This is a genomic window from Sphingobium sp. WTD-1, assembly GCF_030128825.1.
Taxonomy (GTDB): Bacteria; Pseudomonadota; Alphaproteobacteria; order Sphingomonadales; family Sphingomonadaceae; genus Sphingobium.
In genome coordinates, this window is record NZ_CP119127.1 from 3,218,295 (window position 1) to 3,231,879 (window position 13,585).

The window sequence follows — 13,585 nt, forward strand, 5'->3', positions numbered from 1 at the left end:
TCATGCAGTTTCCCACCCTGGACAAGGACCAGCGGCGCATCCTCCAGATGCTGCGCAAGTCCGGGCCATTGTCCCGCTCCGCGCTGGCGTCCGCGCTGGAGATCAGCGGGACCGCCCTCACCCGCCTGTCGCGCGACCTGATCGGCCTCAATCTGGTGGAGGAAGTGCCGGGCGCGGAAGCACAGGGTCGCGGGCGCCCTGCCATTCCCCTGCGCCTGGCCGGCCATGGCGGCTATGCTGTCGGCGCGACGGCGCACAAGGGCTTCATCGACATCGCCCTGGTCGATTTCACCGGCGCCACCATCGCCACCCATCATGAGGCCGTGGCACCGATCGATCCCCAGGAATTTGCCCGCAAGGTGCGGCGCATGACGCATGAACTGGTGGACCGGCACGGCCTGCTGGGACGGCGCATGCTGGGCCTGGGCGTCGCGGTGCCGGGGCCGTCCCTGTCGCCGGCCGGCGATCGATGGAGCGTCGTCGACGTCCTGCCCAACTGGCGCGATGCGCCGCTGCGCGACATATTGTCCGCCGAAATGGGCTGGCCGCTGTGGATCGAGAATGATGCCAATGCCGCGGCGATCGCCGAATATTATCTGGGGGGACTGCTGCGCGATTTCGGCACGATCGTCGTACTGCTGCTGGGCTTCGGCATTGGCGCCGGCGTCATTGTCGACGGGCGACTGATGCGCGGGCAATATGGCGTGGCGGGCGAGATTGGCTGCCTGTTTCCGGGCCATCTGCCCCGTCCCAGCCCGCTGGATCTGTTGGCTATGCTCCGCAGCAATGGGTGCGATCTTTCGTCGGTCACCGACATTGATTTCAATGCCGCGGACCAGATCCAAACCATTAAAAAGTGGCTGGACCGGGCTGCAGAGCAGTTGGAGTCGGTGTGCAACACGGCATTCGCCTGGCTTGATCCGGGGGCAATCGTCCTGGCTGGCACCTTGCCACCCACCATTCTTCAGGGCCTGGCCAACCGCCTGGATGATGCAGACCTCGTGACAACGGTCCATCACCGCCGGCCGCCTGTTCGGATATCCAGCCTTCAGGGGTCACCGATCACCTTTGGCGCCGCGCTGCTGCCCATTCATGCCTTGTCCGCCGATGTGTGAAATTTACAGACAGTCCGCTCCATCCTTCATCGAAAATGAATGAAGCGACGGTCCGCAGTTTACCTATCGAGATGCCGGCCCCGAAAGGTCCCCCCTGCGCACCAGATTCTGACTTATGCGGATCGGTGCCAAATGGCGGCACAACGCATCGAGCGCCGCCGCCGGATCATGGCGCGCGCCGCACAGGAAGATGTCGACCGCAGCATAGCCATGTTCGGGCCAGCTATGGATCGACATGTGGGATTCGGCCAGCAGCGCGACGCCAGTGACGCCCTGACCTTCGCCGAAATGATGGAGATGCAGGCCGATCACCGTCGCGCCCGCGCTGTCCGCAGCCGCGCGCAGGGCGGTTTCGACCAGCGCCACATCGTCGAGCACGGGACAGCCATAAAGGTCCGCCAGCAGATGTCGGCCATCATAGGTCATGGGTGGTTTCACAGCAAAGTCTCATGAGCATGGCCGATCGCGGACAGCGCCGCCTCGGCCGCGGCCATGCCCTGATAATGGGCTTCCTCGAACAGCGACAGACCGCTGAGGTCGGAATGGGCGCGGAAGAAGGGCGCGCGAATCCCGGCGCGCTGCCCCGGCGCAACCTGCCAGAGGAAGCCGGGCGTCGGCCGGATCATGGCATGGCCCCATTTCCACAAGTCGATCGAGCCGATTGCGCCGTCGAGATCGGGGTTCATGGCCAAAAGGTCGTTGCGGACCAGCCGCCGCCAGTCGGCATCGGAACGCTCGACCAACAGGCGGCGAGCCTTGGCTGGCGGCATGTCGGACAGGGCCATATACCAGGTCAGCACCGTCGGCCCTTCGCGCGATGCGTTCTGATGCGTGGCGACGACATAGCCGAGCGAGGCGCTGCTGGCGGAAACATTGTCCCAGGCGAGCCCACTGCCCTTCCCCGCCGGCGCGCGATCGACGGTGACATTGGCGATAAGCCAGGGCGCATAGCTGTGGGCGACGTCAGCCTTCTCGCCCAGCAGGCGGCTGGCGATGAAGTGCGGCATGGCGAGGATGACGGCATCAGCGCGGTAGCGGATGCTGGTCCCCCGCGCGGCATCGAAAACATCGACCGTTGCACCGCCGGCATCGTCAGGGCGCGCGCGAAAGGCGATCTGGCCGGTCAGGACGCGGTCGCCCAGCCGATCGGCCATCAAGCGGGTGAGGCGGCCATTGCCTTCGGGCCAGGTCAGTTCATTGTCACCCGCGCCATCGGCGGTGAAGCCGCGCCGACTGGCGAAATAGTGGATGCCGGCCCAGGCGGACACCTCCGCCGGTTCGGTGCCATAGTCATCGCGACAGGCGTAGCGGACATGGGCGCGCAGCACCGACGAGGTCCAGCCCTGCCGATCGAGCCACCGCGCGAAGCTGATCCGGTCGAGCGCGACCAGGTCTGCATCCTGCGCGCTATAGGCGATGGGGATTGCAAAGGCGGGCCGCCCCTGCGCATCCCGACGGCGAGAGAAATCGGCCATGGCCCGGTCGAAGGCGGCAAGATCGGCCCTGTCTCTCACCGACAGGCCGGTTTTCGGCACCAGCCCCTCCTGCCATTTGCCCTGCCAGAGCAAGCGTTCCTGCAAGTCGGCGCAGAGCTGCAGCGGATCATAGACCGGTCTGCCGTCCCGATCGCCGACGATCATGCCCAGCTGCCGCAGCATATGGCGCAGGCCGCGCGCTTCCTGGTTGGGAATGGGGAGATAATGGGCGCCCAGCGGATAGGCTGACACGGCGTTGCGGCCGCCGCGCGCATTGCCGCCGGGCTGTTGTTCCAGTTCGATCAGGCGGAAATCATCATAGCCCGCCTCGCGCAGCCGCCAGCCGGCGGTCAGGCCGGCGACGCCGCCGCCCGCGATCAGGATCGGCACATGCGCCTCCCGCTCCGGTTCGGGAAAGGCGCCGTCGCGCAGCCGGTGGCCAAGCGCCATGTCGGCGCCGCCACTGCTGCCAGCCGTAGGTGTTTCGCAACCGGGCAGAGCCAAAGCAGTCGCCGCCGCCATGCCTCCCTTCAACACGGCCCGCCTGTTCTGGACTATGGGATCAGCCTTCATAGCGCGCCCATTCCTCGGCGAAGCTGCGCACCAGCGCCTGATTGTCGAGCCGGTTCACCGGCACCGGACGGCGCGCCATGTCGGGCGGGAAGAATTGGGCCTGGCGTGCGATGGCGTCCGACAGGAAGCGATTGCCCGGCAGCAGCCGCGTCGCCGCGCCCGGATCGGCCAGCCCGGCCAGGATGAAGCCCCATTCGCCGAAACTGGGCACATAGACATGATAGGCGCGTGTGTGGAAACCGGCCGCTTCCAGCGTCTGCGCCACGGTCCAGAAAGCGGCGGGGGCGACCAGCGGCGAGGTGCTCTGGATCACCGCCATGCCGCCGGGCGCGAGATGCGGCTGCAGCATGCGGTAGAAAGTCTCAGTATAGAGTTTGCCGACCGAGAAATCGACCGGATCGGGAAAGTCGACGATGATGACGTCGAAGCGCGCCTTGTTCTCCCGCACCCAGCGGAAGGCATCGGCATTGACGACGTGCATGCGCTTGTCGGTGAGCGCGCTGCCGTTGAGTGAGCGCAGAAGGCCGGTCTGGCTGAACAGACGGGTCATGGCCGGATCGAGATCGACCAGCGTCACGCTGCGCACCTGGGGATGGCGGAACACCTCGCGCGCGGCGAGCCCATCGCCGCCGCCCAGGATCAGCACATGCGCTGGCCGCGCGACCCGCCCCATCGCCGGATGCACCAGCGCCTCATGATAGCGATATTCGTCGCGCGAGGAGAATTGCAGATTGCCGTTGAGATAGAGGCGGATGTCGTCGTCATGCCGGGTCAGCACCAGCCGCTGATAGGGACTGGAAGTCGCATAGATGACGCGTTCGCCATAGGCCGCAATTTCCGACCAGCGCTGGATGCGATCGGCAAGCAGGAAGCCGGCGATCAGGCTGGCCATCACCAGCAACGCCAGGATGCGTTCCCGCATCAGGCTGGCCCGCGCGGGGACCAGCAGCAGCAGGAGCAGCGCGACGCCGACATTGAGCAGGCCGAACATCAGGCCGGTGCGGATCAGCCCCAGATGCGGCACCAGCAGCAGCGGGAAGAGCAGCGACGCCGCCAGCGCCCCGACATAGTCGAAGGTCAGGACGTTCGACACCGTTTCGCTGAAGTCGAAACGGTCGCGCAGGATACGCATCAGCAGCGGGATTTCGAGGCCGACGAGGAAGCCGATGACGAAGACGAGGCCGTAGAGGATCGGCCGGAACTGCTCCACCAGCGGGAAGAGCAGGAACAGGCCGGCGGCCGACCAGCCACCCAGCAAGGCGACCAGTATCTCCACCCGGATGAACAGCCGCAATTCGTCGCGCTTCACATAGCGCGAGCACCAGCTGCCCACACCCATGGCGAACAAATAGGTGCCGATGACAGTCGAAAATTGCGTGACGCTGTCGCCCAGCAGATAGCTGGCGATCGTCCCGGCAAGCAGTTCGTAGATGAGGCCGCAGGTCGCGACCGCGAACACGCTGGCCAGCAGCAGCCCGACCAGCGCGGTGCGCCTGCGCTCCGTCGGGGCAGAAGGCGTGTCAGCCATGAATGGCGGCGGCAACGATGATCCCGAGCGCAATGGCGATAGCGCCCGCAAACTGGGCGACGGCGAGATTCTGCTTGTCGCGTATCTCCTCCCACAGCTTGCCCGGCGTCAGCAGGTCGAGAATGACGAAGCCGACGACGAAGACGAGGATGCCGACCCCGGCATAGACGAGCGAATTGAGCAATGTCGGCAGCGAGATGAGCATCGACGTCTCCTATTTATGCGTGGGACCATAAGCGCGATAGGCGCCGGCCGTGCGGCCGCCATCGGCGAAGGGGGAATAACCCTGCGATGCGGCGGCAAGATAGAGGCCAAGCACGCCAAGGCACCAGAGGGCGTAAAGAAAGCTGCTGCGGCTCATGGCGATTGCATCCCCTGCAGCCAGTCGTCAGCATCTGCCGGTGACCCGTCCTTCTGTGCCAGCCGTGCATTTTCGAACATGATGTGCAGCACCAGCATCAGCAGCGGCGGGACCAGGATCATCAGCACCGCCAGCCAGAAGTTGGAGGCGAAGCGCGCACCACGCGCCACGGTCAGGACGATCTCGACCGGAGGTAGACCTTCGGCCTTGTAGGTGCCGCTGGCCGTATCATAGGCAAAGCTTCCCGAACTGCCCCAATGATGTGCCTGTACGTCTACCACCAGATCATAGGTGCCAGCAGGGAGACTGGCGACCTTCAGCGTCTGCGCCCGCGCCCCTTCCGACCAATAGCCGTCGGAATCCCGTCCCGAATAATGTTCGTTGAGGGCATAGGCATCATAGCTGTCCTGGGTCTTGCGATCGACGAAGGCGACATCGACGTCGACCCAGCCCTGCTCGACACCGGGCGTTTCCACTTCCACCGTCATCGCCTGTCGTCCGAGCGGCAACTGGATCGGGCCGAAGGTCTGCGACACGGTCGGGCCATCGGGGATCGCCGACAGACTGAAGCCCTGGGGCTGCGCGGTCCAGCCGAACAGGGTCGCTAGCACTAGCAGCGCCACGAAGGACAAGGCGGCGATCGGCCACCAGCCCTTGATCCGCCGGGCATAGGGCGATGGCTGATGCGCGAGCGGCGTCATCCCGGGCAGCCAGGCCGGCGGCGGCGCGACATCGAAAGCGGCACCGATTTCTTGTCCGGTCAGCAATTCGCTGATCGTCCAGCTCTTCTCCCGATCATCCTGTTCCTGGCTCAGCATGAAGCCGGGGCGGACATAATCGGTGGCGCGCACTTCCTCGCCCACCTTGACCCGCCAGTAGAATTCGCCCGCCACCCGCGTCACCCGCGCGGTGCTGCCGCTGTAGAAGGGGCTGAAGCGGCGGCGGCCGACGATCAGGTCGCCACCGTCGCGCTGCGGCGTAGCGGTCAGCATGGTGCCAAGGCTCCAATGACCGTTCTGCGCGATCAGCCAGCGATAGCCGGCATATGGGTTGAACAGCAGATATTCGTCCCAGGCCGCCCAGCCATCGGTCCGTTGCAGCCAGCCGATCGCTTCCCACTCCACTCCGCGCAGCGTACCGCGCGTGCCGAGCGGAATGGCGAGCGATGCCTGCACCTCATGATAGCGGGTGATGATCCGCGCATCGGGATTGGTCGCATCGATCAGCGTGCCGCAATATTCGCAGGCGAGCGTCACCGTATAGCCGGCCGCGCGCATGGCGATCGTCCCGCCGCAGGCCGGGCAGGACAGGGTGCGGACGCTGCTGTCGTCAGGCGACATGCGGGTGCAAGCTCCAGCCCGGCAGGGACCGCAGGTTGCGCGGTTGCAGCGACGCCAGCGTCACATGATGGCCGACATAGAGGGACGGGCCGTGCCGATCCTTCTGGAAGGACGCGCAGCGCCCGTCGCGGTTGCGGAAATCGACGCTCAACGCTTCCCAGCCGGCCGGCGCGGTGAAGGGCAGTTCGCCCTCGCAACCAATGCAGCGCACGGTGCGGATATCGGTGATCTCATAGCTGTGCCCGGCAATATTGCCGCTCTCGCCCGGCATGACCGGCGCGTCGTTCATCAGGCGGCGGATCATCTGCGCCAGCGATCCTGCCAGTTCCACCTCGCGCAGCGCCATGAACTGGCCCATCGCCTCGCCCAGCCAAGCATGGCTGCCATCGGCCAGCAGCATCAGCCATTCGTTCCAGGCGCCATCGTCCCAGGCCCAGCGGACCCGGCCGATGATAGAAAAGGACTGGTCGAAGCACTGCCCTTCGGTGCCGATCTGGACGGGGCTGATGTCGAACGGCAGGACCGCCGCCTCCCCCATCGCTTGGGCGCTCTGGCTGTAGCGAACCACCAGCGCGCGACAATAGTCGCACACCCGGACGGGCAGAGCCGGCGAGCGGAAGACAACCTCCGCGCCGCAAGTGGGACAGGCAAGGGATTGCATCGACGGCTTAGCGGATGCGGCCCAGCAGTTCCGCCTTCTTGCTGTCGAACTCGGCCTGGGTGAGCGAGCCCATTTCCAGCAACTTGTGCAGCCTTTCGATCAGGGCGAAGGGATCTTCGGAAGGTGCCGCCGGGGCGCTGGCCGCGCCGCCCAGCGCCCCGGCCATGGCCTGGCCAATGGCAAGGCCGGCCGTTGCGCCCGCGCCGACGCCGGCGACACCGCCGGACTGCGCCGCGGCAGTCTCGATCGCCTCGGCCGCCTGGAACCTGGCATAGCGGTCGAGATCGCCCAGCACCCGCATCGAACTGGCCTTGTCGAGATGCTTCTGCACCTCTTCGGGAAGGGACAGGCTTTCGACGAAGAAGCTTTCGACCGACAGGCCCCATTGCGCGAAGGCGGGCGCGACCGCGGCCTTGAGCGCATCGGACAGGGCACTCTGGCTGGCGGCAAGGTCGAGGAAGGCGGTGCCGCCGCCCGCCACGCCGGTTGCCAGCGCAGTCTGGATCGCCGCACGGAGCTGCGGCTCGACATCCGCTACCTTCACTTCGCCCAGCGTCCCCATGATCCGCGAGGCGAAGGGCGCGATTTCCTTGATACGGAAGCTGTAGCGGCCGAAGGCCCGGACGCGCAGCGGCCCCAGTTCGGGGTCGCGCAGCGTCACCGGCTGCGCCGTCCCCCATTTGAGGCCGATCTGCTCCTTTTCAGAGAAGAAATGGACATCGGACTTGAAGGGCGACTTGAACCCTTTGTCCCAGTTCATGATCGCCGTCAGCAGCGGCAGGGTCGACGTGTCGAGCGTGTAGAGGCCGGGGCCGAACATGTCGGCGATGCGGCCTTCGTTGAAGAAGGCAGCGATCTGCCCCTCTCGCACCGTCAGTTGCGCGCCATTCTGGATTTCCCGATCGGCCAGCGGCACCCGCCAGCCAAGCTGGCCCGGTTCCTCCACCCAGTCGATGACATCCACGAATTGCTTCGACAGAAAATCCAATATTCCCATGACAATCCCCTGCACCAGCCGACAGTGTAGATGTCTGGTGTAACGGGACAAGAGGAATTGCAGAATCCCATCGCCGGCCAGCAATTAATCATCCCCCCATGAGATCGGCCCGGACCGGCCCATATGGGTCACGCAATGCCGACTTGATCGTCGGGTTCATCCGCTCGTCTCAGAACGTCCCCTTGACCATATAGGTGAAGGTCGGCCCGATCAGGCGGTCGCGGCTTTCCGTCGACAGGATCGGCGACGCCCCCCGCACGCCTTCATAGATGGTGCGTTCCCGGCGCGAACGGGCGTTCAGCACATTGCCGACCGTGAAGCGCATGGTAAGCCCCATCACATTCTTGTTCTCGATAAAGGCCGAGGCGAAGACCGGTCCCTCCCAGATACGGTCGACCTGATTACGGCGATAGCCCGCCTGCTGATGCATATAGGATGCGGACACGCCCGTCGCCCAACTGGTCGCCGGCACGTCATAGCGGAAATCGCCTTCAAATTCCCAATCGACGAACTCGCTCCAGTTGCGCGTCTGCCCGGTGAAGGGATCTTTCAGCCCCGACGTCTGGTAGACGATCGTGGTGTCGAGCCGCGCCCCCTTCCAGCCGATCGGATCGAGGTTGAGCGTATTGGTCGACACGATCGCCCAGGCCCATGCCTTGTCGATATTACCCACCGCTTCGCCGGTCGCGCCGACCGGGATGATGTCGACCCGGTCCTGCACATCGCGATAGATGAACTCCAGTTTGGTCGATCCCCATCGGCCCAGCCGCTTGTTCATCTCTGCGGTCCATGACCAATCCTGCTGCGGCCGCAGGTCGGCATTGCTGGCATTCTGGTTATTGTCGTCGAGGAAGGCGCGTGCCAGAAAATCATAGAAATCGAGCTGCAGCACGCGCCGTTCCAACTTGGCCGACAGATCAAAGCTTTTGGTCGGCTTCCATGCCAGGGAGATCGACCCCTTGGGTCGGTCGAACACGCGGGTGATCCCGGCCGGGCCGGTCTGGGCGATCCGGGAATGTTCGGCGCCCAGCGCGACCTGCACCGACAGCGACTTGGCCAGCGGGCGACCGAAGCTCAATATGGCTTCATAACGATCTTCCTTCACTCCGCCGCTCGCCTCGGGGAAGGGCTGCGACGTGAAGCCGCCCTCGATCGGATCGAACGTGCCGAGCGAGGCGATATTGTCGAGCGAATTATAGGCCGCCTCCGCCGCCAGTTGCCAGTCGCCGCCCAGCATCTTCCAGCTATATTCGCCGCGCGCGATCGTCTCGTCCAACGTGCCGACCTGCGCGTAGCGATCGCCGCTCGCGGCGCGGCCATCCAGCGGCGTGTCGATCACTTCCGAGGAATAGGGTTCATGGCTGCGCCGTTCGAGGCCGATCAGCTTGAGGCGGCCGGGTCCGGCGGCAAATTCGAAATCGCCGCTGAACTGATAATTCCAGCTGTCATTATCCTCACTGATCCAGCGCAGACGGTCGAGATAGACCGGCGAACCGGTCCGTTCGCTGCGTTCCCGGTAATGATGCCAGATCTGCTGATAGCTCGCGCCGAAATGGGCGACCGAACTGCCCGGCCCGTCCCAGGTGAACTGCCCCGAAAACTTCGGCGCATCATGGTTCGACGTCCACACATCGTCGCGCTGCTCGATCGCATCGCCGTTGCGCCCGCGGATCACCGTCTGGCCACCGGCGGCGCTGCGCCGCGCCTCGTCATTGTTGAGCGCCACCTCATATTGCAGCGCCCCCGTGCTGCCGCTGACCGAGACATTGCCCCGCGTATAAAGTTCATCGGCAAAATGCGCCCGCATCACCGGCCGCCACTCGAACTGGCCCGACGTGCGGCCGGCCTTGTAGGTCAGATTGGCCACCTGGCCGCTCAGCCCCGGTATATCCAGGCTGGCACCATCGACAATCTCGATGCGCTCGACATTGGCGGCCGGAATACGGGTGAGCTGGGTTTCCAGATCGTCCGACTTGTTGGATGGGCGCGCGCCGTTGAACAGCACATTGCTGGTCGCCTGGCCCAGGCCGCGCCGTTCCTGGCTCTCCTTGATCGCAAAGCCCGGTACCCGCAACAACATGTCCCAGGCATTGCGCGGCGCAAAGCGCTGAAAATCGGCCGGCGTATAGACGGCGCGTTCAGCCGGTCGGTTGGCGGCCGGATTTTCGACGATGGTCGGCTGCGTTTCGTCGCCGGGCGCGGTCACATCCTGCGCGCGCACTGCTGATGAAGCCAGCGCCGCCCCAATGGCGACGGCCGTTGCATGAATTTTGATCTGCATTCCCCTCTTCGCGCCGCTGCCTTATGCCGACAGCCGCACGCTCCCCCTGATGTGCCTGTGCGAACCGAACAGCCGCTCCTGTCTGGAGCCAGGCCGGGTACGACGCTCCCGCTGCTGGCCACATTTTCGGCCCATCGCACCCGTTGATCGACGAACAACATTGCGACGACGACAAATGTAGTTGAAGCACCACTTGCAGGAGCCCCCCCCCGTTAGGCTCAGGCTCCGCAGCACCCTTGCACCATTAGGCATGGTGCCGACCATCGGACGATCCGTTCACCTGCCCTGGTCGCAGCTCTGCGCTCCATCGACTCCAGACATCCCCGATAGCGATGGCCTGTAAGGAATTCGACGAGGACGGCCAAGATGCGGGCATCAATCTCGGCATGACAAAGCGCCTGCCGGCCGGGCCGCTTCCAAGCGGCGGGTGGCGCGATTCGCGAAACGGCGAATGTTCGCGAGATCGCTATACTGGGATTGCACAAACGATCTGCGCGACATGCCGTACGTTTGCGTCTTGTTCTGCTGAAAACTCCAAGACCGATTTTCGGCTGGCCATTAACTCTTTGAAAGACAAGAGTTAATGGTGGGCGCGACAGGGATTGAACCTGTGACCCCACCCGTGTGAAGGGTGTGCTCTACCGCTGAGCTACGCGCCCCCTATAAGGAGGAGGCGGCCTTTCGCATCCGATGTCTGACCTGTCAAGCGCTGCCTTACAGCTTTTGGGAAATTATCGCTGTCCAGCGCGTTCGGTCGCATTATACAGGCTCGACAAACATAGATCAGAAAGTGCATCATCCATGCGTCAGACCGTCGCTCTCGTCCTTGCCTCCATGCTCCTGTCCGCGCTCGCCGCCTGCAATACGGTGCAGGGCGTCGGCCGTGACATCGAATCGGTCGGCACCGCCGGCAAGGAAGTCATCCACTGACAGACGGGCGTGGGGCGGCGTCCTGCCGCCCTGCGTCATTGCAGGATGCGCGGAAAGGCCAATGCCTTGCGCAAACGGACGCCATCGCAATCCGGTTCGCCGCATTCGCATGCTTCGATCGCATAGCGTACGCCGCACATCACCAGCACATCCTGATCGAACGAATAATTGGAAATACCCGCGCGCTCGACCTTTTCTTGTGCTCTGGCCTTGAGTGTCATGGGCAACTTCCCTCCATTTGGGACAATCGACAATGATTGTTGCAATGCACAATGTCAATTGATCGGCATTGGTTCCTTAACCGATAGTCAGAAATCGTCCCGCAAATCGCACGTTTCGACGGCATGCCCGTGTTTCTGCATAGACGCTTGCAGCGCTTGATTGCCGCTCCCATATGCGCGGTCATGAATGACCATAACCGCTCGTCCATGCCGGTCTGGCATGGCACCACCATCATGTCGGTCCGCAAGAATGGAAAGGTCGTCGTCGCCGGCGATGGCCAGGTTTCCATGGGCCAGACCGTGATGAAGCCCAATGCGCGCAAGGTGCGCCGCCTGCATGACGGCAGCGTGATCGGCGGTTTCGCCGGCGCGACCGCCGACGCCTTCACCTTGTTCGAGCGGCTCGAAGCCAAGCTGGAGCGCCATAATGGCCAGTTGATGCGCGCCGCCGTCGAGCTCGCCAAGGACTGGCGCACCGACAAATATCTGCGCAACCTGGAAGCGATGATGATCGTCGCGGACAAGGACGTGACCCTGATCCTGACCGGCAATGGCGACGTGCTGGAGCCTCTTGGCGGTGTCGCCGCGATTGGTTCGGGCGGCAATTTCGCCCTCGCCGCCGCCCGCGCGCTGGTGGAATATGAGGAGGATGCCGAAACCCTCGCCCGCAAGGCGATGGCCGTGGCGGCGGACATCTGCGTCTACACCAATGACCAGCTCACCATCGAAACGCTCGACAGCGCAGCCTGAGATTTCAAGAAAAGACCATGAACGACAATTTGACCCCCAAAGCCATCGTCGCCGCGCTCGACGCGCATATCATCGGCCAGCATGATGCCAAGCGCGCCGTCGCCGTCGCGCTGCGCAACCGCTGGCGCCGCCAGCACCTGCCCGCCGACCTGCGCGACGAGGTGACGCCCAAGAATATCCTGATGATCGGGCCGACGGGCTGCGGCAAGACCGAGATCAGCCGCCGCTTGGCGAAGCTGGCCGACGCACCCTTCGTCAAGGTCGAGGCCACCAAGTTTACCGAGGTCGGCTATGTCGGCCGCGATGTCGAGCAGATCGTCCGCGACCTGGTCGAGGAAGCGGTGCGCCTGGAAAAGGACCGTCGCCGCGAAGCCGTGCGGGAAGCCGCGTCGGAAGCCGCCATGGCCCGCCTGCTCGACGCGCTGACTGGCAAGGATGCGAGCGAGGCCACCCGCCTCTCCTTCCGCCAGAAGATCGAGGGCAACCAGATGAACGAGGTCGAGGTCGAGGTGGAAGTCGCCGACACCCCGTCGATGCCGATGGAAATTCCCGGCATGGGCGGCCAGGTCGGCATGATCAACCTCAGCGACATGATGTCCAAGGCCTTTGGTCAGCAGCAGAAGAAGCGCCGCAAGATGCGCGTCGCCGACGCCTGGGACAAGCTGGTCGAGGAAGAGCAGGACAAGCGCCTCGATCAGGATGATGTCGCCCGCGTCGCCATCACCAGCGCCGAGCAGAATGGCATCGTCTTCCTCGACGAGATCGACAAGATCGCCGTCAGCGACGTGCGCGGCGGCTCGGTCAGCCGTGAAGGCGTTCAGCGCGACCTGCTGCCGCTGATCGAGGGCACGACCGTCTCGACCAAATATGGCCCGCTCAAGACCGACCATATCCTCTTCATCGCTTCGGGCGCCTTCCATGTGGCCAAGCCCAGCGACCTGCTGCCCGAGCTTCAGGGCCGCCTGCCGATCCGTGTGGAGCTGAAGGCGCTGACGGAAGAGGATTTCGTCGCGATCCTGTCCGACACCAAGGCCAGCCTTGTTGCGCAATATCGCGCGCTGCTGGCGACCGAGGAAGTGACGATCGACCTGACGCCCGAAGGCATCCGCGCCGTCGCCAAGATCGCCGCCGAGGTGAACAGCGAGGTCGAGAATATCGGTGCCCGTCGCCTGCAGACGGTCATGGAAAAGCTGTTGGAGGATGTGAGCTTCGAGGCGGAGGACCGCCGCGGCGAAACGCTGGTGATCGATCAGGCCTATGTCGACAAGCAATTGTCGGCCGTCGCCCATGACACCGACCTCAGCAAATATGTGCTGTAACTGAGCGCATAGCTTAAATTCGGGCCGGCCATTG

General features: G+C 64.3%; 14 protein-coding genes and 1 tRNA gene. 4 read left to right on the forward strand and 11 right to left on the reverse strand.

Going from position 1 to position 13,585, the window contains the following annotated elements:
• Positions 1-2 precede the first annotated feature (2 nt).
• Positions 3-1,115 carry an ROK family transcriptional regulator gene (locus N6H05_RS16035; protein ID WP_284110513.1) on the forward strand — a complete coding sequence of 371 codons (1,113 nt, stop codon included), beginning with the start codon at positions 3-5 and terminating at the stop codon, positions 1,113-1,115.
• Between the two features lie 63 nt (positions 1,116-1,178).
• On the opposite strand, the gene speD is transcribed toward N6H05_RS16035, so the two are convergent.
• The 10 genes from speD to N6H05_RS16085 form a co-directional block, all read right to left on the reverse strand.
• The gene (gene speD, locus N6H05_RS16040; RefSeq protein WP_284110514.1) at positions 1,179-1,541 is read right to left on the reverse strand and encodes an adenosylmethionine decarboxylase; all 363 of its coding nucleotides are present in this window, start codon (positions 1,539-1,541) and stop codon (positions 1,179-1,181) included.
• An 8-nt stretch (positions 1,542-1,549) separates the two neighbouring features.
• Complete coding sequence (locus N6H05_RS16045) at positions 1,550-3,163, reverse strand: NAD(P)-binding protein (protein WP_284110516.1); 1,614 nt, start codon at positions 3,161-3,163, stop codon at positions 1,550-1,552.
• Positions 3,153-4,691, reverse strand: coding sequence for a polyamine aminopropyltransferase (locus tag N6H05_RS16050; protein ID WP_284110517.1), 1,539 nt, complete (start codon positions 4,689-4,691; stop codon positions 3,153-3,155). The genes N6H05_RS16045 and N6H05_RS16050 overlap by 11 nt, the downstream gene beginning before the upstream one ends.
• On the reverse strand, positions 4,684-4,896 hold the full coding sequence (locus N6H05_RS16055; protein WP_004212540.1) for a DUF350 domain-containing protein: 213 nt from the start codon (positions 4,894-4,896) through the stop codon (positions 4,684-4,686). Before N6H05_RS16055 ends, N6H05_RS16050 begins: the two co-directional genes overlap by 8 nt.
• 9 nt (positions 4,897-4,905) lie before the next feature.
• Entirely contained in the window at positions 4,906-5,052 is a 147-nt protein-coding gene (locus N6H05_RS16060; RefSeq protein WP_004212539.1) for a hypothetical protein, read from the reverse strand.
• On the reverse strand, positions 5,049-6,392 hold the full coding sequence (locus tag N6H05_RS16065; protein ID WP_284110520.1) for a DUF4178 domain-containing protein: 1,344 nt from the start codon (positions 6,390-6,392) through the stop codon (positions 5,049-5,051). The genes N6H05_RS16060 and N6H05_RS16065 overlap by 4 nt, the downstream gene beginning before the upstream one ends.
• Entirely contained in the window at positions 6,382-7,053 is a 672-nt protein-coding gene (locus N6H05_RS16070) for a DUF4178 domain-containing protein (RefSeq protein ID WP_284110522.1), read from the reverse strand. Before N6H05_RS16070 ends, N6H05_RS16065 begins: the two co-directional genes overlap by 11 nt.
• 7 nt (positions 7,054-7,060) lie before the next feature.
• Positions 7,061-8,050 (reverse strand): SPFH domain-containing protein, encoded by a 990-nt coding sequence (locus tag N6H05_RS16075; RefSeq protein WP_284110523.1) that lies wholly within the window; start codon positions 8,048-8,050, stop codon positions 7,061-7,063.
• Positions 8,051-8,219: 169 nt separating this feature from the next.
• Positions 8,220-10,331 (reverse strand): TonB-dependent receptor plug domain-containing protein, encoded by a 2,112-nt coding sequence (locus N6H05_RS16080; protein WP_284110524.1) that lies wholly within the window; start codon positions 10,329-10,331, stop codon positions 8,220-8,222.
• A 584-nt stretch (positions 10,332-10,915) separates the two neighbouring features.
• Positions 10,916-10,990, reverse strand: a tRNA-Val gene (locus N6H05_RS16085).
• A gap of 142 nt (positions 10,991-11,132) precedes the next feature.
• Between N6H05_RS16085 and N6H05_RS16090 the strand changes: the two genes are divergently transcribed.
• Positions 11,133-11,261, forward strand: a complete 129-nt coding sequence (locus tag N6H05_RS16090; RefSeq protein ID WP_004207212.1) for an entericidin A/B family lipoprotein — start codon at positions 11,133-11,135, stop codon at positions 11,259-11,261.
• A gap of 35 nt (positions 11,262-11,296) precedes the next feature.
• On the opposite strand, the gene N6H05_RS16095 is transcribed toward N6H05_RS16090, so the two are convergent.
• Entirely contained in the window at positions 11,297-11,482 is a 186-nt protein-coding gene (locus N6H05_RS16095; protein ID WP_284110526.1) for a hypothetical protein, read from the reverse strand.
• Between the two features lie 183 nt (positions 11,483-11,665).
• Here N6H05_RS16095 and hslV point away from each other — a divergent pair, with 183 nt between their 5' ends.
• Both hslV and hslU read left to right on the forward strand, forming a co-directional pair.
• Positions 11,666-12,232, forward strand: coding sequence for an ATP-dependent protease subunit HslV (gene hslV, locus N6H05_RS16100; protein ID WP_281391417.1), 567 nt, complete (start codon positions 11,666-11,668; stop codon positions 12,230-12,232).
• 17 nt (positions 12,233-12,249) lie between these two features.
• Complete coding sequence (gene hslU / locus N6H05_RS16105; RefSeq protein WP_010338799.1) at positions 12,250-13,551, forward strand: ATP-dependent protease ATPase subunit HslU; 1,302 nt, start codon at positions 12,250-12,252, stop codon at positions 13,549-13,551.
• Positions 13,552-13,585 lie beyond the last annotated feature (34 nt).